This is a genomic window from Aquibium pacificum (assembly GCF_040839445.1).
Classification (GTDB): Bacteria; Pseudomonadota; Alphaproteobacteria; order Rhizobiales; family Rhizobiaceae; genus Aquibium; species Aquibium pacificus.
On the sequence record NZ_JBDPGJ010000004.1, the window covers coordinates 419865 to 440118 of the forward strand.

The 20254-nt window shown below is 65.4% G+C and carries 18 protein-coding genes; 10 read left to right on the plus strand and 8 right to left on the minus strand.

Annotated elements, in window-relative coordinates:
* The first annotated feature begins 231 nt into the window (after positions 1-231).
* Positions 232-582 (plus strand): septal ring lytic transglycosylase RlpA family protein, encoded by a 351-nt coding sequence (locus ABGN05_RS18540; protein WP_367955525.1) that lies wholly within the window; start codon positions 232-234, stop codon positions 580-582.
* On the opposite strand, the gene ABGN05_RS18545 is transcribed toward ABGN05_RS18540, so the two are convergent.
* From ABGN05_RS18545 to ABGN05_RS18560, 4 genes are all read right to left on the minus strand, one after another.
* Complete coding sequence (locus tag ABGN05_RS18545) at positions 549-1625, minus strand: D-alanine--D-alanine ligase family protein (RefSeq protein ID WP_373695959.1); 1077 nt, start codon at positions 1623-1625, stop codon at positions 549-551. The genes ABGN05_RS18540 and ABGN05_RS18545 overlap by 34 nt on opposite strands.
* Before the next feature lie 155 nt (positions 1626-1780).
* Positions 1781-2653, minus strand: coding sequence for an SMP-30/gluconolactonase/LRE family protein (locus tag ABGN05_RS18550; protein ID WP_367955527.1), 873 nt, complete (start codon positions 2651-2653; stop codon positions 1781-1783).
* 31 nt (positions 2654-2684) lie between these two features.
* A complete protein-coding gene (locus tag ABGN05_RS18555) occupies positions 2685-3452 on the minus strand; it encodes an SDR family NAD(P)-dependent oxidoreductase (protein WP_367955884.1) in 768 nt (255 codons plus the stop codon).
* A gap of 99 nt (positions 3453-3551) precedes the next feature.
* The gene (locus tag ABGN05_RS18560) at positions 3552-4883 is read right to left on the minus strand and encodes a putative bifunctional diguanylate cyclase/phosphodiesterase (protein WP_367955528.1); all 1332 of its coding nucleotides are present in this window, start codon (positions 4881-4883) and stop codon (positions 3552-3554) included.
* A gap of 243 nt (positions 4884-5126) precedes the next feature.
* Here ABGN05_RS18560 and gshB point away from each other — a divergent pair, with 243 nt between their 5' ends.
* Positions 5127-6068 (plus strand): glutathione synthase, encoded by a 942-nt coding sequence (gshB, locus tag ABGN05_RS18565; protein WP_367955529.1) that lies wholly within the window; start codon positions 5127-5129, stop codon positions 6066-6068.
* Positions 6069-6329: 261 nt separating this feature from the next.
* A complete protein-coding gene (locus tag ABGN05_RS18570; protein ID WP_367955530.1) occupies positions 6330-7868 on the plus strand; it encodes a YifB family Mg chelatase-like AAA ATPase in 1539 nt (512 codons plus the stop codon).
* A 124-nt stretch (positions 7869-7992) separates the two neighbouring features.
* On the opposite strand, the gene ABGN05_RS18575 is transcribed toward ABGN05_RS18570, so the two are convergent.
* The 4 genes from ABGN05_RS18575 to ABGN05_RS18590 form a co-directional block, all read right to left on the minus strand.
* Positions 7993-8613 carry a transglutaminase-like cysteine peptidase gene (locus ABGN05_RS18575; protein ID WP_367955531.1) on the minus strand — a complete coding sequence of 207 codons (621 nt, stop codon included), beginning with the start codon at positions 8611-8613 and terminating at the stop codon, positions 7993-7995.
* Between the two features lie 273 nt (positions 8614-8886).
* Positions 8887-9324, minus strand: coding sequence for an alternative ribosome rescue aminoacyl-tRNA hydrolase ArfB (gene arfB / locus ABGN05_RS18580; protein WP_367955532.1), 438 nt, complete (start codon positions 9322-9324; stop codon positions 8887-8889).
* Positions 9321-9989 carry a nitroreductase family protein gene (locus ABGN05_RS18585; protein ID WP_367955533.1) on the minus strand — a complete coding sequence of 223 codons (669 nt, stop codon included), beginning with the start codon at positions 9987-9989 and terminating at the stop codon, positions 9321-9323. The genes arfB and ABGN05_RS18585 overlap by 4 nt, the downstream gene beginning before the upstream one ends.
* Before the next feature lie 139 nt (positions 9990-10128).
* Positions 10129-11739, minus strand: coding sequence for a phosphoenolpyruvate carboxykinase (locus ABGN05_RS18590; RefSeq protein WP_367955534.1), 1611 nt, complete (start codon positions 11737-11739; stop codon positions 10129-10131).
* A gap of 383 nt (positions 11740-12122) precedes the next feature.
* Here ABGN05_RS18590 and ABGN05_RS18595 point away from each other — a divergent pair, with 383 nt between their 5' ends.
* From ABGN05_RS18595 to ABGN05_RS18625, 7 genes are all read left to right on the plus strand, one after another.
* Positions 12123-12824 carry a response regulator transcription factor gene (locus ABGN05_RS18595; protein WP_367955535.1) on the plus strand — a complete coding sequence of 234 codons (702 nt, stop codon included), beginning with the start codon at positions 12123-12125 and terminating at the stop codon, positions 12822-12824.
* A 121-nt stretch (positions 12825-12945) separates the two neighbouring features.
* The gene (locus ABGN05_RS18600; protein ID WP_373695948.1) at positions 12946-14640 is read left to right on the plus strand and encodes a sensor histidine kinase; all 1695 of its coding nucleotides are present in this window, start codon (positions 12946-12948) and stop codon (positions 14638-14640) included.
* A gap of 3 nt (positions 14641-14643) precedes the next feature.
* A complete protein-coding gene (locus tag ABGN05_RS18605) occupies positions 14644-15156 on the plus strand; it encodes an HPr kinase/phosphorylase (protein WP_367955537.1) in 513 nt (170 codons plus the stop codon).
* 103 nt (positions 15157-15259) lie between these two features.
* Positions 15260-15661: a PTS sugar transporter subunit IIA gene (locus ABGN05_RS18610; RefSeq protein WP_367955538.1), complete on the plus strand. Its 402-nt coding sequence runs from the start codon at positions 15260-15262 to the stop codon at positions 15659-15661.
* Entirely contained in the window at positions 15658-15960 is a 303-nt protein-coding gene (locus ABGN05_RS18615) for an HPr family phosphocarrier protein (protein WP_373695949.1), read from the plus strand. The genes ABGN05_RS18610 and ABGN05_RS18615 overlap by 4 nt, the downstream gene beginning before the upstream one ends.
* Before the next feature lie 137 nt (positions 15961-16097).
* Entirely contained in the window at positions 16098-17498 is a 1401-nt protein-coding gene (gene ahcY, locus ABGN05_RS18620; RefSeq protein WP_367955540.1) for an adenosylhomocysteinase, read from the plus strand.
* 202 nt (positions 17499-17700) lie between these two features.
* Positions 17701-20253: a sensor histidine kinase gene (locus ABGN05_RS18625; protein ID WP_367955541.1), complete on the plus strand. Its 2553-nt coding sequence runs from the start codon at positions 17701-17703 to the stop codon at positions 20251-20253.
* The last annotated feature ends 1 nt before the right edge of the window (position 20254 follow it).

Sequence of the window (20254 nt, forward strand, 5' to 3'; positions counted from 1 at the left end):
GGCGAAAGTCCGCATGGTCATATCCAGTCCGGGCAACACATCCAGGCGGACGGACAGAAGAATGTGGCGGGATCGTGCCTGCGTTCCAGGCGCAATGAATATCGTCGACAAACTTCGTAGCATTACGTGAAGAGACTCGAATTTATCGCTTGGGTGCATTTTCGAACTATCGGATGGAACCAACTCCCACTAACCGGCTCGGCGGACAAACAGCCGGAGTACTCCCCGAGAATGCTAAGCAAGCTTCACGCCGCCCTCTTCATCGGTGCAGTTGCGATCGCCGCCTCTACAACCATGGCCTCGGCCCAATGCGGCCGTGCATCATGGTACGCCCTCACCTCGAAAACGGCGTCGGGAGAACGGATGAATCCGGCCGACATGACCGCCGCGCACCGGTCGCTGGCCTTCGGGACGAAGATCAAAGTGGTGAACAACGCCAACGGCAAGTCCGTCGTCGTCCGCATCAACGACCGCGGGCCGTTCGTGAAGGGCAGGGTGCTGGACCTCTCCAAGGCCGCGGCCCAGAAGCTCGGCTTCATCCGCTCCGGTCACACACCGGTATGCATGGCCAAGGTCGGCTGAGGCAGCGCATCGGAAAGGCGCCGCGCCGCGGCCTCGGCTATCGCTTCTGGGAGCAAGAGGCCCCACTGCCGCCGGCAATAGTCGCGGAAGTCGAAGCAGGGCAGGCCCGGACAGACCTCGAATTCGAGCAGGTGAACGGTGTCGTCCGCGTCGACGCGGAAATCCGCCGAGAAGACGTCGCGCAGCCCGAGCCCGTCCATGAGCACGCCGGCGATCCGGCGGATTGCGGCATCCGCCAGCGGCTGGCTGCGGGCGAGCGGCTCGAGCGACGGTTCGCTGCGGGTTCCGGCGGCCTGTGCCGCCTCTCCCGTTTCCCCGTAGAGTGACAGGCTGTCCGACATCGTCTGGAAATCGGCGCCGGAATCGACCAGCGCCACGCCCAGTGCCCGGTTGTCCGCGGCCGGATCGACGGCGAGGAAACTCGCGCGCACGTTGCGGCCCGCGACGTAGGGCTGGACGATCGCATCGTCGCGGTAGTGCTCGAAGATGCGCCGGCTGAGCGTCAGCGCCTCATCCGCGCTCCCACAATGCGAATCCGGCCAGATGCCGATCTTGGCGCCGAGCCGGTTGGGCTTGACGAAGTATCCGGCAGACGATTGCGGCGGCGGCACGATCCATTCGCCCGCGCGGGCAAGTCCCGCTGCGGGGACGGGTAGTCCGAGGGCGGCGAGCACGGCGCCCGAACGGAACTTGTCCTGGCACAGCGCAAACAGCGTGTCGTCCGCTCCGAAGGTCGGCAGCGCGTGCAGCCGCGTCAACGCGGGGGCCGCGCCGCCGCGGAAATAGGCGATGCCGTCCGTCAGCGTCCAGACGAGCGTCGAGCCGGGGTCCCGGCCGGCGAACGCCTGCGCGGCGTCGTCCAGTTCGACCGGCAGGAAGTCGATCCCGCGCCGCCCGCACTCGGCCGCGATCGCGTCGAACTCCGGTTCGATGTCGGTCGACTGCGCGAGGTAGGAACTGATCTCCACGATGCGTTCGGGCGGAAATCCCTCCGCGGCCAGCCTCGTCCTGCAAGCCGCCTCGGGTTCGTGGACGAGGATCATGTTGGGTCTGGATGCCACGCGCCGCTCCGCCGGGCGCCGGACCGGGTTTTCGTGTGGCCGCGCCCCTGTCGCGAGATATGAGGACGAGGTGCCGGAAGCCGCTTGCGCGTTTCCGACATGGCAGCGGCGTGGTTCCTAAAGGCCGCCTCGGTCGTTCAGGAAATCGTCACGCGCGGCTCGAACCGGCCCTTGACGGGCAGGTTCAGCAGGAAGGTCTTGCCGGCGTCGGGCTCCTTCGCCTTGTCGCGACCGCGCGCGGCGGTGGTGACGATCATCCGCGAGGCGTCGGGCCCGGCGAAGGCGGGACAGGTGGACTGCCTGGCGGGAACTCGGATGGTGCGCAGGTGCTCGCCGGACGGTCCCCAGGCATCGACGGCGCCCGCTGCCCAGCGCGCGTTCCATAGAACGCCTTCGGCATCGACGACCGAACCGTCGATGAAGCCTTCCCTTCCGCGCCAGTCTAGGAACGTCCGGGGCTCGCCCGTCGGCATCCCGGTCGCGGCGTCGCACTCGACCCTGTAGAGGATGCCGCGCGGCGTGTCGGCGAAGTAGGTGATGCGCCCGTCGGGAGAAAAGCAGATCGAATTGGGGATCGAGATGCCCGGATAGAGCGTGCGGACCTCGCCCTCGCGGGACCAGTAGATCGCGCCGGCCGCCTCGCCCTCGTCCTTTGCCATGGTGCCGATCCAGAAGGCGCCGCTCGGGTGCACCCGCGCGTCGTTCGAACGGGTCTTCGGATTATCCGCCTCGAGCGGAGTGTGCAGTGTCAGCGCACCGGTTCTGGGGTTGCGACGGTAGATGCCGGTTTCACCCACCAAGAGTTGTGTTCCCGCGTCGGAGAAGGCGATGGCGCTCGCCATGAAGGGCAGGTCGTGCACGGCGGTCGGCCCATCCGGAAACGGACGCTCGAGAAGCTTCCTGCCGACGATGTCGAACCAGAAGAGCTTGCCGCTCTGCGGATCGTAGGACGGTCCCTCCCCGAGTTCGCAGGGGATGTCGCACAGGATTGATACGCCGTCGTCTTGCATCCGTTCCTCCCGTTGCCGGATACCTGAGGGTTCAGACGCTGCCGGCGTCGACGATCATGGTCTGCGCCGTCATCATTCGCGATGCCGAGGAGGCCAGGAACAGGCAGGGACCCACCATGTCGTCGGGCTGGATCTCCTCCTTGAGGCACTGCCGGTCGATATGCGCCTTCAGACCTGTTTCCGTCACCCACAGCGCCCGCTGCCGTTCCGTCAGCACCCATCCCGGCGCAATGGCGTTCACGCGAATTCCGAATGGACCGAGCGCGCCCGCCAACCCCTTGGTCAGGCCGACCACCCCGGCCTTCGCCGCAGTGTAGGAGGGGTATCCGCCGCCGTTGATCATGAAAGCGGTCGAGGTGAAGTTGACGATCGACCCGCGTCGCGCCTCCTTCATTCCCGGCACCACGGCCTGGGCGGCGAAGAACTGGTGCCTGAGGTTGATCGCCTGGTTCTCATCCCAGAACTCCGGCGTCACCTCTTCGATCGTGTGTCTGTTGTCGACCGCGGCATTGTTGACGAGGACGGAGACGGGGCCGTTCTCGATCTCGGCCTTGCGGACGGCTTCCTTCAGAGCGTCGACGTCGCGCAGGTCGGCATGCAGGAACAGCGGTTCGCGGCCGGTCTCTTCCTCCAGCCGGCGGCACAGATCGCGGCTCGCCCGGTCGGCGATGTCGATGAAGGCAACGCGGGAACCCTGGCGAATGAAACCCGTCGTCAGGCAGGCGCCGATCCCCGTGCCGCCGCCGGTGATCAGCACCGATGCCTCCTCGAGGTCGGGATACTGCGCGGAACCGTCCATCATCCCTCTCCTTCCCCAGCCGCCATGTATGGGAAAACCGGCGCCCGGAGGCAATGCGTCGGAGCGAGATTTCTCGTCGGCGACTTAGGGAGCTTGCGGTCAGACGATCGCCTGGCGCTGCCCGATCCGGTTTCCGAGGCCGAACAATGCCGTCTCCGCGTCGACCGGCCTGCCGAAATAGTAGCCCTGCCCGCTGGGACAGCCGAATTCGAGAAGGCGCGCGGCCTGGGCTTCGTCCTCTATGCCTTCGGCCACGACGTCCATGTTGAGACCCTCGCACATCGCCAGGATCGCCCGGACGATGTGCTCGGAGGCGCGGTCGGTCAGGATGGAGGCGACGAAGGCCTGATCGATCTTGATCTTGTCGAAGTGGAATTCGCGCAGCCGTCCGAGACTCGACTGGCCGGTGCCGAAATCGTCGAGCGCGATGCGGATGCCGTACGACCGGAGTTCCTGCATGATCTTCTCCGCCGAGGCGGGGTCCGACATCACGCCCGTTTCGGTGATCTCGATCTCGAGCCGGCGCGGATCGAGGCCGGACCGCGAGAGAATGGTCATGATCTGATTGCAGGTGTTCTGGTCGACCAGCTGGGAGGGAGAGAGATTGAACGAAAGGAAGACGCTCTCCGGCCACTGGCGGGCCGCTAGCGTCGCCTTGCGCAGGAGGAGTTGCGACAGCTGCCCGATGATGCCGCGCTCTTCGGCGATCGGAATGAACACGCCGGGCGACACGGAGCCGAGGTCGCCGTCCGTCCAGCGCGCCAGCGCCTCGAAACCGATGATGCGGCGCGAGGCGAGGTCGACGATCGGCTGGAAGTGCGGCTCGACTTCGCCGGCCGAGACCGCGCGGCGCAGCGCCTGCTCGATGCGGGTGACGCGCTTTGCCGCTTCCTCCATGTCCTGCGTGTAGACGACCACCAGCCCGCGGCCGCTTCGCTTGGCGTGGTAGAGGGCGGTTTCGGCCTTGCGGATCAGGTCGTCGGCGCTCTCGTTTCCGACGAAGAAAAGGGAGCATCCGACCGATGCGGAGAGCCGGGCGCTGCGCTCGCCGAGATCATAGGGCGCGGAGAGAATCTCGATCAGCATGCGTGCCTGTTCAGCCGCCGCCGCCTCGCTGAACGTCATGGGAAGCAGGAAAGCGAACTCGTCCGCCCCGATGCGGGTGACCGTTGAATGCCTGTCCATCGCCGCATGCAGGCGGAGCGCGACCTGCAGCAATATCTCGTCGCCTGACGCTCTGCCGAAAAGATCGTTGATCGGCTTGAAGCCGTCGAGATCGATGATGCCGATGGCAAACGGAGCCGGATCGTCCTCGCGTTCGGCGATCAGGCGTTTCACCTTGGTGACGAACCGGCGGTTGTTGCCCAGGCCCGTCAACGGATCTGTGTAGGCGAGGTCTCCCTGTTCCCCCGGCCTGTCTGTGTTGCGCATGGGTCCGTTCATTGTTGTTCTGGTGATTTAGCCCCGGCTTACTCAACCTAATATCGAGCAAAAGCGTTTAGGAAGGGTGTCCCTTCGGCAACGCCCGGAGGTAGCCTATGGAATGAGGAGGCGACGGTCGACCGCGAGTGCCGTGAACGCCCGCTGGTCCATTCGAAACTGCCGGCCGGAGATTGGCAGCCCGGTGCGTTTTCGATAGATGCCATCTTCCTTTCGAAGTTCCGGAGAACCGAGATGCCGCTCAGGATAGCCGTGCAGATGGACCACGTCGCGACGCTGACGATCGCGGGCGACACCACGTTCGCGCTGTCGCTGGAAGCGCAGCGGCGCGGCCACGAACTCTACCACTATACCCCCGACCGCCTGACCATGCGCGGCGGCAAGGCCTTCGCCCGGGCCGAGCCGATGACTGTCAAGGATGTCAAGGGGGACCACTATGCGCTCGGGGAGCCCGTGCGCCTCGATCTTTCGGAAATCGACGTGGTGCTGCTGCGCCAGGACCCGCCCTTCGACATGAACTACATCACCACGACTCACATGTTGGAGCGCGTCCACCCGAAGACCCTGGTGGTCAACGATCCCGCCTGGGTGCGCAATAGCCCGGAGAAGATCTTCGTCACCGAGTTTCCCGATCTGATGCCGGAGACGTTGATCACCAAGGATGCCGCCGAGGTGGCGGCCTTTCGCAAGGAGTTCGGCGACATCATCGTCAAACCGCTCTACGGCAATGGCGGCGCCGGCATCTTCCATCTTGCCGAGGCCGACAGGAATCTCGCATCGCTGCTCGAGATGTTCGGACAGATGTTCCGCGAACCCTACATCGTGCAGCGATACCTCAAGGAAGTGCGAAAGGGCGACAAGCGCATCATCCTGATCGACGGCGAGCCCGTCGGCGCCATCAACCGCGTGCCTGCCGAGCACGATTCCCGCTCCAACATGCATGTCGGCGGCCGCGCCGAGGCGACGGAACTGACCGACCGCGAACGCGAGATCTGCGCCCGCATCGGACCTTCGCTTCGGGAACGGGGCTTCATCCTCGTCGGGATCGACGTGATCGGCGACTATCTGACCGAGATCAACGTCACGTCGCCGACCGGCGTGCGCGAGGTCCAGCGCTTCGGTGGCGCCGACATCGCGTCCCTGTTCTGGGACGCGGTGGAATCGAAGCGGGCGTAGTCTCGACCGCGCCTGGCGGCCTCGGGCGGCTCGCCGGCGGCGCGCCCCGGACGTTGGTTCCGGCCGTTCCCGTTCGAGGGTCCTCGCAACAGCGAACCGATAGACTTCGCGACGGCTGCGCGCGTGCCTGCGCATGCGCCGATCGACCAATTGTTCTCCAAATGTTCTTGTCACGACGAAATGGTTGTGCTTAGCTGGAACAACTCCTTTATGGCGTACCTGCCTGCCTTCGTGCGCAAAAGGTCGGAAGAGGGGACGAGGATGGTTTCACGCGTCAGCACCATCGCCTTCCAGGGCATAGAGGCCGTGCCCGTCGACGTGCAGGTGATGGTCGCGCCGGGCAAGATCGGCATGCACATCGTCGGCCTGCCGGACAAAGCGGTGGCCGAGAGCCGCGAGCGGGTCCAGGCCGCGCTGCACGCCTCCGGCCTGTCGATGCCCCCGAAGAAGGTGACGGTCAATCTCGCCCCGGCCGACCTGCCGAAGGAGGGCAGCCACTACGATCTTCCGATCGCGCTCAGCCTCATGGCCGCGCTTGGCGCCATTCCCGGCGACGCGCTCGGCGGTTTCGTCGTTCTCGGCGAACTGTCGCTCGACGGGACCATCGCGGCCGTCGCCGGCGCCCTGCCGGCGGCGATCGGCGCGAACGCGATGGGCAAGGGCCTGATCTGCCCGCATGCGTCGGGACCGGAGGCCGCCTGGGCCGGGGCCGATGTCGAGATCCTCGCGCCGCGCAGCCTGATCGCGGTCGCCAACCACTTTCGCGGGACGCAGGTGCTTTCCCGGCCAGAGGCCAGGATCAGGGAGCCGGCCACCAACCTTCCGGACCTCGCGGACATCAAGGGGCAGGAGAGCGCCAAGCGTGCGCTCGAAGTGGCGGCGGCCGGGGGTCATAATCTTCTGATGAGCGGTCCGCCGGGATCGGGCAAGTCGATGCTGGCGCAGCGCCTGCCGTCGATCCTGCCGCCGCTGTCGCCGGAGGAACTGCTCGAGGTGTCCATGATCGCCTCGATCGCCGGCGAACTCACCGGCGGCAAGCTGTCGGACCGGCGGCCGTTCCGCTCGCCGCATCATTCGGCGTCAATGGCAGCCATGGTCGGCGGCGGCTTGAGGGTGCGACCGGGCGAGGCCTCGCTTGCCCATCATGGCGTGCTCTTCCTCGACGAACTGCCTGAGTTCGCCGCGCCGGTGCTGGATTCGCTGCGCCAGCCGCTGGAGACGGGGGAATGCGTCATCGCGCGCGCCAACACCCGTGTGTCCTATCCGTCGCGGATACAGCTCGTGGCGGCGATGAACCCGTGCCGGTGCGGCATGGCGGGCGAACCGGGATATCGCTGCGCCCGCGGTCCGCGCTGCCAAAGCGACTATCAGGCACGGATTTCGGGGCCGCTCCTCGATCGCATCGATCTGAGAATCGACGTTCCCGCGGTCTCTGCCGCCGACCTCATTCGTCCGTCCCGTGCCGAAACCAGCGCGGTCGTCGCCGCTCGGGTCGCTGCCGCGCGCACCATCCAGCGGGAGCGCTTCGCCTCGCGCGGCCTGCCCGGCATCACGACGAACGCGCATTGTGGACCCGCGCTGATCGAGGACGTCGCGGCGCCGGATGCCGCGGGCCTGGCGCTGCTGCGCGATGCCAGTGAGAAACTGGGGTTCTCTGCCCGCGCCTATCATCGCATTTTGAAGGTCGCGCGCACGCTGGCCGACCTGGACGGCCTCGAAACGGTCGGGCGCATCCATCTCGCCGAAGCGATCTCCTACCGTGTCGGGGCGGAAGCCGCCGCCGCGCGCGCCGCGGCGTAATCAGGGGCGAGGTACGATACGCGGTGCTTTGCAGTGGCTGGCCGTCGGTCGGCCCACGGTCCGCGCGGGAAGCAGGCACCTGCGCGGCACGCTACGACCCCCGGCTGCGGAGCGGATCGCGCGGTCAGTTGCGGACCGAGCCCACCATCAGGGTGTTGTCGTCGCGCAGGCTGACCCATCGCCCGGTATGCGTGCTCGCCTGGCGCTTCAGATACCGGTATCCGGTCTGTTCCCAGGCCTTCACCGTGTCCGACAGGTTGTCGAGGATGTAGTCGCCCTTGTCGGTTCTGACCGTTAGGACCGCGTGACCTTCGCCATCGCGCTTGCGGACGACGGTGATGAGCAGATCGGAGAGCGGAATTCCCCCCCTGAAGAGCCGTCGGCGCTTTTCGAGGACGTAGTCCTCGCAATCCCCCATGCCGCTTGTCGGAAAGGCCCAGACTTCGTCCTTGCCGAAGATGTCCTTGTCGGACATCGGCTTGATGGCGCTATTGACCTCGACGTTCACCTTGGAAATCCGGGTCCAGACTGCCTTGTTCAGGACGAGCGGACCGGCATCAGGTCCGGCGATGGAACATTCCGCGGGATTGGCCCTGCAGAACTCGTAATGACCGATCGGCTGGGATGTCAGCCCTCCCGTACCGATGGACCCCGCCAGTGCGGTACCGGTTGCAGCGAGGACAAGTGCAGCGCCTGCGCCTGTCAACGAAGCGATCGCGCTTGAAAGCAGTCTGTTGAGACCCATCCGTCTCTGTTCCCCAAACCCGCCTTTGTCTTTTGTTAAGAAAACGTAAAGGGGGGTAGTGATTCGTGTCAATCGGGAAAATCTCGTGATCGGCGCGTATGGTTATCCGACGTAACATTACGGCAACAGGTTCAGGAGACGAGGCGGCCGCCGGCCACGCAGGGATTTCGACGCGCGTCGCGTTCTCGCGCATACTGCGCGGCGGGCCGCAAGTCCTTGATCCTGCTTACTACCTGTCTTGAAAAACCGGTCCCCGCGCGCTGACCCGGGATGTCAGTCCGGATCGATCTTGCCGCGCATTTTCTTGATCGTGGAGCGGCCGGACTTCGCCTTGAGCCTCCGTTCGATCGAACCTTTCGAAGGCTTCGTCTTGCGCCGCGGCGGTGGCGGCGGCTCGGCGGCGCGCGCCAGCAGTGAAATCAGCCGCTGCCGCGCGTCCTCGCGGTTGCGCTCCTGCGTGCGGAACCGGCTCGCCTCGATCAGGATCTCGCCGTCCTTCGTCGCCCGCTGGCCGGCGAGCTTCAGCGCGTTCTGGCGCACGCGGTCGGAGAGCCCCGGCGCGTTCGCCGCGTCGAAGCGCAGTTGCACCGCCGTCGCCACCTTGTTGACGTTCTGGCCGCCCGGGCCGGAAGCGCGGATGAAGCTCTCTTCGATGTCGCTCTCGAAGATCGTCGCGTCCGGCGCGATCACGATCGGATCGGTCCCGGTCATTCCTGCCAGACCAGTACCTGTTCGGACGGCTTGCGCGAAATGTCGGGCACGGTCGCGCGCTCGGCCGGATAGCCGACGACGAGAAGAATCACCGCCTTCTCATGGTCGGGGCGGCCGCAGATCTCGTTGAGGAAGCCCATCGGCGACGGGGTATGGGTCAGCGTCGCGAGCCCGGCACCGTGCAGGGCCGCGATGAGGAAGCCCGAGGCGATACCGACGGATTCCGGCACGTAGTAGTGCTTGATGCGCCGACCGTCCGCCGTGGTTCCGTAGCGCTGCGCGAAGATCGCGATCAGCCACGGCGCGGTTTCTAGGAACGGCTTGTTCTCGTCGGTCCCGAGCGGCGCAAGCGCTTCCAGCCATTCGCCGGACGCGCGTCCGGCGTAGAAGCCGCGCTCCTCCTCCTCGGCCGCCTCACGGATGCGCCGCTTCGTTGCCGGATCCGAAATGCACACGAAGGTCCACGGCTGCTGGTTCGCGCCGGAAGGGGCCGTCGCGGCCGTCATCACGCAATCCTCGATCACCTCCCGCGCCACCGGCCGGTCCGAGAAGTCGCGCACCGTGCGGCGGCGGCTCATCAGAGCCCGAAAAGCCATGGCGCGGCGCGCCATCTCCGCCGCCTCGACATGCTCGAAGTCGAGCAGAACCTCGCTTTTCCTGTCCATCGCGCTCTCCCGGTGCATCCCACGCCCCTACGTCATAGGGCATGCGAACACCACGGCACCGGTTTGCCCCGTCCCGCGAAAAAAGAAAAGACCCGGCCGAAGCCGGGTCCGTATCGTGTCGCTGGTTCCGCGGAAGCGCCTACTCGGCCGCTTCCCGAACGCTCGGCGCGGCGCTCCTGACGGTGGCGTCGACGTGATCCTCGAATTTTCCGAAGTTCTGAATGAACATGCCGACCAGCCGCTTCGCCTGCGCATCGTAGGCCGCCTTGTCCGGCCAGGTGGAGCGCGGGTCGAGGATCGACGTGTCGATGCCCGGCACGGCGACCGGCACCGCGAAGCCGAAGTTCGGGTCGGTGCGGAACTCTGCCCGGTTCAGCGAACCGTCGAGCGCCGCCGTCAGCAGCGCCCGGGTCGCCTTGATCGGCATGCGCCGGCCGATGCCGTAGGCGCCGCCGGTCCAGCCGGTGTTGACGAGCCAGCAGTCGACGCCATGGCGGGCGATCAGGTCGCGCAGGAGATTGCCGTACTCGGAAGGGTGGCGCGGCATGAACGGGGCGCCGAAGCAGGTCGAGAAGGTCGCTTCCGGCTCGGTCACGCCCTTTTCCGTCCCGGCCACCTTGGCGGTGTAGCCGGACAGGAAGTGATACATGGCCTGCGCGGGGGTCAGCTTCGCGATGGGAGGCAGCACGCCGAACGCATCGGCCGTCAGCATGATGATGTTCTTCGGGTGGCCCGACAGCCCGGTATCGCTGGCGTTCGGGATGAAGTGCAGCGGATAGGCGCAGCGCGTGTTCTCGGTCAGCGAGCCGTCGTCGAAATCAGGCACGCGGTTCTCGTCGAGCACGACGTTTTCCAGCACCGTCCCGAAACGTTGCGTGGTGGCGAAGATCTCTGGCTCCGCCTCGGCCGAAAGCCGGATGGTCTTGGCGTAGCAGCCGCCCTCGAAGTTGAAGATGCCGTGCTCGCCCCAGCCATGCTCGTCGTCGCCGATCAGCGTGCGCGCGGGGTCGGCCGAAAGCGTCGTCTTGCCGGTGCCCGAAAGACCGAAGAACACCGCCGCGTCACCCGCCGGCCCGACATTGGCCGAGCAGTGCATGGGCATCACGCCCGTCTTGGGCAGCAGATAGTTGAGCGCCGTGAAGACGGACTTCTTCATCTCGCCGGCATAGGAGGTGCCGCCGATGAGCACGATCATGCGCGTCAGGTCGACTGCGATGATGGTCTCGGTGCGCGCGCCGTGGCGCCCGACGTCGGCTCGAAAGGACGGCAGATCGATGATGGTGAGCTTCGGCTCGAAGGCCGGCAGTGCCGCGCGATCGGGGCGGATCAGCAGGTTGCGGATGAACAGCGAATGCCAGGCGTATTCGGTGATGATGCGCGACGGCAGGCTGTTGTCGGCATCGGCGCCGCCGATCAGGTCCTGGACGAAGAGTTCGCGGCCCTTCGCGTGCTCGATGAAATCGGCCAGCAGGTTCTCGAAGTGCTGCGGCGACATCGGCTTGTTGTTGTCCCACCAGACCTTCGGATCGGTGTTGGCGTCCCGCACGACGAACTTGTCCTTGGCGGAGCGTCCGGTGTGCTGCCCGGTCTGGGCAACCAGGGCGCCATGCGCGGTGAGTCGCGCTTCGCCGCGGCGGATCGCCTCCTCGTAGAGGTCGGCCTCGCCGAGATTGTAGTGCACCTTTCCGGTACCCGTCAGGCCCGCAGCCTCGATCCCGCATTTGGGATTCCGCTCGCCGATCTCCTGCATTGTTCCCTTCTCCCTGGCTTTGAAATGAACGCTTGTGCCATCGACGACTTGCGGGATGAGGGATTCATTCGCAGGCGTCCCATTCGGTCACAAACAGAAAAGCCTTTTTATTTCAAATCTTTAATCGATTTAAAGATTTAAAAATTTTCTAAATCGTTTAAAGCAACCGGACCGAACCCTAAGTGAACGCAATTCGCGCCTCCTCGTTTGGTGCAGAGAGACCCCGGTCGATGGCGGACCTGCCGGGGCTCGGACCGGCCGGTTTTCAAGGAGCCGGGTGTGACACGGGAAGTCATCTGTGCCACATTTTGTACCTAATTTGTCCGCCTATAACCCTTTCCGTCAGCAGGAAGGGACGCCGGCGCATGAGGGAACCGCTTGATATGGCAACGATCGCACTCGTCGACGACGACCGGAATATCCTGACCTCCGTCTCGATCGCACTGGAATCGGAAGGCTACCGCGTGGAAACCTACACGGATGGGGCTTCCGCTCTGGAGGGCTTTGCCGCGCGTCCGCCCAACCTCGCCGTGCTCGACATCAAGATGCCGCGCATGGACGGAATGGAACTGCTGCGCCGACTGCGCCAGAAGAGCGACCTTCCGGTGATCTTCCTGACGTCCAAGGACGACGAGATAGACGAACTCTTCGGTCTCAAGATGGGCGCCGACGACTTTATCCGGAAGCCGTTCTCGCAACGCCTTCTGGTCGAGCGCGTGAAGGCGGTGCTGCGTCGCGCCAGCGCCCGGGAGGCGGCAGCCAAATCGCCGACCCAGCAGAGCAAGTCCCTCGAAAGGGGCCAGCTCGTAATGGACCAGGAGCGCCATACCTGCACCTGGAAGGGCGAACCGGTGACGCTTACGGTGACCGAGTTCCTGATCCTCCATTCGCTGGCGCAGCGGCCGGGCGTGGTCAAGAGCCGCGATTCTCTCATGGATTCGGCCTATGACGAGCAGGTCTACGTCGACGACCGGACCATTGACAGCCACATCAAGAGGCTGAGAAAGAAGTTCAAGTCCGTCGATGACGAATTCGACATGATCGAAACGCTCTATGGGGTGGGCTATCGCTTCCGCGAGGCCTAGACGCGATCCGCTCCAGCCGAGCGTCGGGAACGGTGTCCGGCAGTCCATGGTGGCCGACGTCAGATCAGCACAGCCGAGCAAGGCCGGCGCGCGCCGACCGCCGGTCCTGGCGGGATGGATCATGGTGCCGTTCCGCCGGTTCTTCGGCCACCACATCTTCTCGAGCCTGACGCGGCGCATCCTCTTTCTCAACCTCGCCGGTCTCGTGGTGCTCGTTCTCGGCATCCTCTATCTCAACCAGTTCCGCGACGGCCTGATCGAGGCGCGCGTGGAAAGCCTGATGACGCAGGGCGAAATCATCGCGGCTGCGATTGCCGCGTCCGCGACGGTGGAGACGGACACCATCACGGTCGACCCCGAGAAGTTGCTGGAGCTTCAGGCCGGGCAGAGCATCGCGCCGGGAACCGATCAGCTCGACAGCCTCGAGTTCCCCATCAATCCGGAACGGGTCGCGCCGGTGCTTCGCCGCCTGATCTCGCCGACCAGAACCCGCGCCCGCATCTACGACCGCGACGGCAACCTTCTGCTGGATTCACGGCATCTCTATTCGCGCGGACAGATCCTCCGCTACGACCTTCCCCCCCTGGAAGAAGCGGAACAGGATTTCATCGACCGTATCGAGGACTTCATCTACCGCTTCTTCGAGCGCAAGGACTTGCCCGTCTACCGCGAGCAGCCCGGCGGAAGCGGCGCTGCCTATCCCGAGGTGGTGAACGCGCTGATCGGCAGCCCAGGCTTCGTTGTGCGCATCAGCGAACAGGGCGAGATGATCGTGTCGGTCGCCGTGCCCGTTCAGCGGTTCCGCGCCGTCCTCGGTGTCCTGCTCCTGTCGACGCAGGGTGGCGACATCGACAAGATCGTCGCCGACGAGCGCCGGGCGATTTTCCGCGTCTTCGGCGTGGCGGCACTCGTCACGGCGATCCTGTCCATGCTTCTGGCTTCCACGATCGCCAATCCGCTGCGCCGCCTGTCGGCCGCCGCCGTGCGCGTGAGGCGCGGCGTGCGCAGCCGCGAGGAAATTCCCGACTTTTCCGACCGGCAGGACGAGATCGGGAATCTGTCGATCGCGCTCCGCGACATGACGAATGCGATGTACGCGCGCATCGACGCGATCGAGAGTTTCGCGGCCGATGTCGCGCACGAACTGAAGAACCCGCTCACCTCGTTGCGCAGCGCGGTCGAGACCCTGCCGCTCGCCCGGAACGACGAAACGAGGAAGAGGCTGCTGGACGTCATCCAGCACGACGTGCGCCGGCTTGACCGGCTGATCAGCGACATTTCGGACGCCTCACGCCTCGATGCGGAGCTGGCCCGCGAGGATGCCTCCCGGGTTGACGTGAAGAAGCTGGTCGGCGACCTCGTCGACCTGTCGCTCCAGCAGGGCAGGCACCGCAAGAAGGTGGCGATAGAGTTCCGCGCGCCCAAGGACGCCGCCAAGAGCTTCCACGTTTCCGGCCACGACCTGCGGATCGGGCAGGTGATCACCAACCTGATCGAGAACGCCCGTTCGTTCGTGCCCGACAAGGACGGGCGGATCGTCGTCAGCCTCATGCGCAGCAATCGCCACGTCATCATCACGGTGGAGGACAACGGTCCGGGCATTCGCGTCGAGAACATCGAGCGGATCTTCGAACGCTTCTATACGGATCGGCCCTCCACCGAGGCTTTTGGCCAGAACTCCGGCCTCGGCCTGTCGATAAGCCGGCAGATCGTGGAAGCGCATGGCGGTCAGCTTACGGCCGAAAACATCGTCGGAGCAAAGCCCGGCGACATCCGGGGCGCACGGTTCGTCGTCAGGCTGCCGGCCGAAAGCTGACCATTGCAGAACATCCACGCAACCGGGCTGGTCGCTGGCGAACGGGGTCTGCTCATCCTCGGAGCCTCCGGCAGCGGCAAGACGACCCTGGCGCTCGCCATTATCGCGCAAGCATCGAGCGAGGGGCATTTCGCGCGTCTCGTTGCCGACGACCAGGTTCTCGTCTCGGTGGTTGGCGTCCGATTGGCCGCCCATGCTCCGGCCGCCATCGCCGGGCTTGCCGAGGCGAGGGGGCTGGGCCCGGTGCCTGTTCCCCACGAGCCGCGGATGATCGTGGATGCGCTCGTCCGGCTCGTTCCGGCCGAGGAGGCGCCGCGTTTCCATCAGGGCGAATCTGAGGAAATTTGTGGCATCCCGCTGCCCCGGCTCCGGCTGCCGCAACGCAATGTGGTCGGCGCCTTGCCTGCGGTTATGGCTTTCCTGGGACTTCGCGGCAACGGGAGGGAGGCCACCGTGACGCAGGCGGTATCGCGACCTTTTGCTCAGCGGCGGGACGATTTGGGCTTGTCAACGTGAGGCTGCTCGACAAGATAGCGCTCCTGCCAGCGGGGAGGCATCCGGCCGATCCCGAAGAAGACACGTTCCCCTGATCGAGGGCCATGACGGGAGCTTTTCATTCATGATCGGACTCGTGCTCGTGACGCACGGTCGGCTGGCCGAGGAATTTCGCCATGCGGTGGAGCATGTCGTGGGGCCGCAGGAAAACTTCGAGACGATCGCAATCGGAGCGGATGACGATATCGAGCAGCGCAGGCGCGAGATCGTGGAGGCGGTGGAGCGTGCCGACACGGGCGCCGGGGTCATCGTCCTGACCGACATGTTCGGCGGAACGCCGTCGAACCTGGCGATTTCCGTCATGGAAGCGGGACGGATAGAGGTGATCGCCGGAATGAACCTTCCCATGCTCATCAAGCTCACGAGCGTGCGGGCCGGCGACAGCATGGCCGCGGCGCTCGAAGGGGCTCAGACGGCGGGGCGAAAGTACATCAACGTCGCGAGCCAGGTGCTGAGCGGAAAATGATTGCGGAGCCGGACGTGGGGGAGACCGATCTGGTGGTTCGCGAGATCGAGATCGTCAACCAGCGAGGCCTGCATGCGCGCGCCTCTGCGCGCTTCGTTCAGGTCGCCGGCGGCTTCGAGGCCGTCATCACCGTCGAGCGGGACGGCATCTCGGTCGGCGGCACCTCGATCATGGGGCTGATGATGCTCGCCGCCAGCCCGGGAAGCTTCATAAAGGTGAGCGCCTCGGGACCGGAGGCGGAGGGGGCCGTCGAGGCGCTGGCGGCGCTTGTTTCCAACCGCTTCGGCGAAGAGGTCTGACGTTTGCCACGTCGTATGCAGGGATAAAGATTTCGTTATATCCCGTTGCCGCCGCCCTCTCGATCTGCTAGTCAGCCCGCGACATCGGGGGGCGACATCTGTCGCTGCCCCGGCTTTCGTTCAACTGGAGACGCCCAATGGCACAGAGCCAGGATTACATCGTCAAGGACATCGCGCTTGCGGACTGGGGCCGCAAGGAGATCGACATCGCCGAAACCGAGATGCCGGGCCTCATGGCCTGCCGCGAAGAGTTTGGCGAGACCAAACCGCTGAAAGGCGCGCGCATTTCCGGCTCGCTTCATATGACCATCCAGACCGCGGTCCTGATCGAGACGCTGAAGGCGCTCGGCGCCGACGTCCGCTGGGCGTCCTGCAACATCTTCTCCACCCAGGACCACGCCGCATCGGCGATCGCCGCCAGCGGCACGCCGGTCTTCGCGGTCAAGGGCGAGACTCTGGACGAGTACTGGCAGTATACCGACCGGATCTTCCAGTGGACCGACGGCGGCACCACCAACATGATCCTCGATGATGGCGGCGACGCCACCATGTACATCCTGCTAGGCGCCCGCGCCGAAGCGGGCGAGGACGTCCTGTCCAACCCCGGCAACGAGGAGGAGGAAATCCTTTTCGCCCAGATCAAGAAGCGCATGGCCGAGACGCCGGGCTTCTTCACGAAGAACCGCGACGCCATCAAGGGCGTGACGGAAGAGACCACCACGGGTGTCAACCGGCTCTACCAGCTTCAGAAGAAGGGGCTCCTTCCCTTCCCTGCCATCAACGTGAACGACAGCGTGACCAAGTCGAAGTTCGACAACAAGTACGGCTGCAAGGAATCCCTGGTCGACGGCATCCGCCGCGGCACCGATGTCATGATGGCCGGGAAGGTCGCCGTCGTGTGCGGCTACGGCGACGTCGGCAAAGGTTCGGCCGCCTCGCTGCGCGGTGCCGGCGCCCGCGTCAAGGTCACCGAGATCGACCCGATCTGCGCGCTGCAGGCGGCCATGGACGGCTTCGAGGTGGTGACGCTGGAGGATGTCGCGCCGACGGCCGACATCGTCATCACCACGACCGGCAACAAGGACGTCATCACGATCGAGCACATGCGCCGGATGAAGGACATGGCGATCGTTGGCAACATCGGCCACTTCGACAACGAGATCCAGGTTTCGGCGTTGCGCAATCTCAAGTGGACCAACATCAAGCCGCAGGTCGACATGATCGAGTTCCCGGGAGGCACCCGCATCCTGCTGCTTTCCGAAGGACGGCTGCTCAACCTCGGCAACGCCACCGGCCACCCGAGCTTCGTCATGTCGGCGTCCTTCACCAACCAGGTGCTGGCCCAGATCGAGCTCTGGACGAAGGCCGGCCAGTACGAGAACAAGGTCTACGTCCTGCCCAAGCACCTCGACGAGAAGGTGGCGCGGCTGCACCTCGACAAGCTCGGCGCCAAGCTCACGGAACTGTCGGCAGAGCAGGCGTCCTACATCGGTGTCACGTCGCAAGGTCCGTTCAAGCCGGAACACTACAGATACTGACGAATCCCGCTTTCACTACAACATGTTGATTGCCGGGCGGGACCTTCCCGCCCGGCTTTCTTTTTGTTCGACAACCTTCTTCACGGCGATTCCTCGCATGGGTACAGTGAAGTGATTCGCCAAAGTTGCGGCCCGCGGCGGGGATGCGAACAAGCGGGCGGCGAGGCGATCTGGCTCTCGAGCGGCGGAGAGGAAGAAGGGGATGCAATCATCTAGCCCGCAGGATTCGGGGATCGGCGGGCCTCGTTCGCGGATGAACGTCACGGGAGCCGCGAAGGCGGGCTTTGGCAGGGCGCTGGCTGGCGGAACGGCCATTCTGCCCGCGCTCGCCTGCGCCGTCGCCTGGCAGGGTGGAGCGTCCGCGCAGGAGCCCGGCCTGGGACAGGTCGTGCACCGCGCCACCGAATTCGGCGCATTCGAAGTCATCCAGTTCGCCACCTTCGCCGGCGTGCTCGGCGCGGCTATGCTCTCGGCTATCTGGCTGATCAGGGAACGCGGCAGGATCGCCGCGGAAAACCTCGATCTCCGCGAAAGGATCGCCGAGCTCAACGCCGCCGTGCAGCGCTCGGACGCGCTCGCCAGCATGAAGGATCAGCGCACGGTGGTTTGGGGGAGCGAGCATCGCAGGCCCGAGATCCTGGGCTCGCTACCGTCCACTCCGGGCGTGCCGGAAGAGCGCGCCTCCTTCCTCGCCTTCGGCCGCTGGCTCACCGCGCGTTCGGCTGCCGCTCTGGAAAATGCCATAGCCAACCTGCGCGCGACGGGCGCCGCCTTCGATCTCGCCGCCGAGACGGTCGCCGGCGGAGTGCTGGAGGTGCATGGCCGCAAGTCCGCCTCGCATGCCATCGTGCGGTTCCACTCGCTTTCCGAGAAGCAGCGCGAACATGCCCGCCTGAAGGCGGAACATTCGGCGCTTGCGTCCGAGCACGAGATCATCCTCAAGCTTCTCGATGCCCTCGACATGCCGTTCTGGCTGCGCGACGCCGCCGGCCGGCTTCAACATGCCAACCATGCCTACGCGGCCGCAGTCGAGGCGCAGTCGGCCGGCCAGGCCGTGGCCGAAAAGCGCGAACTGCTCGGCACGCAGGCCCGCGAGACCTTGGCCCGGCACCACCTGACCGAGCCCGTCTTCCACCAGACGGTTTCGACGGTGATCGACGGCGATCGCAGGCTTTTTGCCGTCACGGACGTCATGAACGAGGCGGGCGGTGCCGGCATCGCCGTCGACAAAAGCGACATCGAGGCATTGCGGGCCGAATACGAGCGGACGTTGCGCAGCCATTCGGAGACGCTCGACCAACTGACGACCGCGGTGGCGATCTTCGACGCGGACGAGAAACTGCGCTTCTTCAACCAGGCCTTCCAGAAACTGTGGGAATTCGAGCCCGGGTTCCTCGAGAGCGCGCCGGACAACACGCTGGTGCTCGACCGGCTGCGCAGCGCCGGCAAGCTCGCCGAGCAGCCCGAATGGCGCCGCTGGAAAGAGAACCTTCTGTCCGCCTACCGTTCGGTCGATTCACAGGAACACTGGTGGCATCTGCCCGACGCGCGCACGATCCGCGTGGTCGCCAATCCAAACCCGCGCGGCGGCGTCACCTGGGTATTCGAGAACCTCACCGAACGGTTCGATCTCGAGAGCCGCTACAACACCGCCGTGCGCGTCCAGGGAGAGACGCTCGACAATCTCGCCGAAGGCGTGGCGGTCTTCGGTCCCGACGGGCGCGTCCGGCTCTTCAACCCCGCATTCGCCACGCTCTGGCGGCTGGAGCATTCCGAGATCGGCGTCAGCACGCACATCGCGGTGATCCGCAAGGCATGCGAGCGGGTCTGCGTCGACGGCCCCTGGCCGGACTTCGTCGCCGCCGTGACCGGCTTCGACGACGAGCGGCGCGAGACGCACGGCAAGGCCGAACTCGTCGACGGCACGATCCTGAGCTACGCGGTGATCCCGTTGCCCAACGGCCAGGTGATGATGACCTTCGTCGACGTTACCGACAGCGTGAACTTCGAACGCGCCCTGCAGGAAAAGAACGAGGCGCTGCAGAAGGCCGACCAGCTGAAGAACGACTTCGTCCAGCACGTGTCGTACGAACTGCGCTCGCCGCTGACCAACATCATCGGCTTTACCGAACTGCTCGAACTGCCCGAGACCGGCCCCCTGAACGAGCGGCAGCAGGAATATCTCGACCACATCGCCTCTTCCTCCTCGGTGCTGCTGACGATCGTCAACGACATCCTCGACCTCGCCACGGTCGACGCCGGAATCATGGAACTGGAGATCGGGGAGGTGCCGATCGCCAAGACGGTCAACGAGACGGCTGAACTGGCCTTCGAGAAGATGCGCGAACACCACATCGCGCTTCGGGTCGACCTGAAGGATGCCCCCGACGCGTTTTTCGCCGACGAGCAGCGCCTGCGCCAGATCCTCTTCAACCTGTTGAGCAATGCCGCCAACTACGCTCCCGAAGGCAGCACGGTCGTGCTCTCCTGCCGGCGGGTCGCCGATCGGGTGGAGTTCTTCGTTCACGACGACGGGCCGGGAATGCCGCCCGAGATCCTCGATACCGCATTCAAGCGCTTCGAGCCGCGCACCAATGGCGGCCGGCGCCGCGGCGCCGGCCTTGGTCTCGCCATCGTAAAGAGCTTTGTGGAACTGCACGGCGGGTCGGTCGAGATCGACACGGGAAAATCGCGCGGGACGTCGGTAACCTGCCGCTTCCCCCTCGCGCCGCGTGAGGCGAAGGCGGCTGAGTAGG

What these genes read in the sequence shown, in the direction of transcription:
- gshB (WP_367955529.1), top strand. Translation starts at nt 5,127, where the DNA reads ATGCCGCTCAGGATAGCCGTGCAGATGGACCACGTCGCGACGCTGACG.
- ABGN05_RS18560 (WP_367955528.1), bottom strand. Translation starts at nt 4,883, where the DNA reads ATGCGCAACACAGACAGGCCGGGGGAACAGGGAGACCTCGCCTACACA.
- ABGN05_RS18590 (WP_367955534.1), bottom strand. Translation starts at nt 11,739, where the DNA reads ATGCAGGAGATCGGCGAGCGGAATCCCAAATGCGGGATCGAGGCTGCG.
- ABGN05_RS18610 (WP_367955538.1), top strand. Translation starts at nt 15,260, where the DNA reads ATGATCGGACTCGTGCTCGTGACGCACGGTCGGCTGGCCGAGGAATTT.
- ABGN05_RS18585 (WP_367955533.1), bottom strand. Translation starts at nt 9,989, where the DNA reads ATGGACAGGAAAAGCGAGGTTCTGCTCGACTTCGAGCATGTCGAGGCG.
- ABGN05_RS18600 (WP_373695948.1), top strand. Translation starts at nt 12,946, where the DNA reads ATGGTGCCGTTCCGCCGGTTCTTCGGCCACCACATCTTCTCGAGCCTG.
- ABGN05_RS18555 (WP_367955884.1), bottom strand. Translation starts at nt 3,452, where the DNA reads ATGGACGGTTCCGCGCAGTATCCCGACCTCGAGGAGGCATCGGTGCTG.
- ABGN05_RS18545 (WP_373695959.1), bottom strand. Translation starts at nt 1,625, where the DNA reads ATGATCCTCGTCCACGAACCCGAGGCGGCTTGCAGGACGAGGCTGGCC.
- ABGN05_RS18625 (WP_367955541.1), top strand. Translation starts at nt 17,701, where the DNA reads ATGCAATCATCTAGCCCGCAGGATTCGGGGATCGGCGGGCCTCGTTCG.
- ABGN05_RS18575 (WP_367955531.1), bottom strand. Translation starts at nt 8,613, where the DNA reads ATGGGTCTCAACAGACTGCTTTCAAGCGCGATCGCTTCGTTGACAGGC.
- ABGN05_RS18570 (WP_367955530.1), top strand. Translation starts at nt 6,330, where the DNA reads ATGGTTTCACGCGTCAGCACCATCGCCTTCCAGGGCATAGAGGCCGTG.
- arfB (WP_367955532.1), bottom strand. Translation starts at nt 9,324, where the DNA reads ATGACCGGGACCGATCCGATCGTGATCGCGCCGGACGCGACGATCTTC.
- ABGN05_RS18550 (WP_367955527.1), bottom strand. Translation starts at nt 2,653, where the DNA reads ATGCAAGACGACGGCGTATCAATCCTGTGCGACATCCCCTGCGAACTC.
- ABGN05_RS18615 (WP_373695949.1), top strand. Translation starts at nt 15,658, where the DNA reads ATGATTGCGGAGCCGGACGTGGGGGAGACCGATCTGGTGGTTCGCGAG.
- ABGN05_RS18540 (WP_367955525.1), top strand. Translation starts at nt 232, where the DNA reads ATGCTAAGCAAGCTTCACGCCGCCCTCTTCATCGGTGCAGTTGCGATC.
- ABGN05_RS18595 (WP_367955535.1), top strand. Translation starts at nt 12,123, where the DNA reads ATGGCAACGATCGCACTCGTCGACGACGACCGGAATATCCTGACCTCC.
- ahcY (WP_367955540.1), top strand. Translation starts at nt 16,098, where the DNA reads ATGGCACAGAGCCAGGATTACATCGTCAAGGACATCGCGCTTGCGGAC.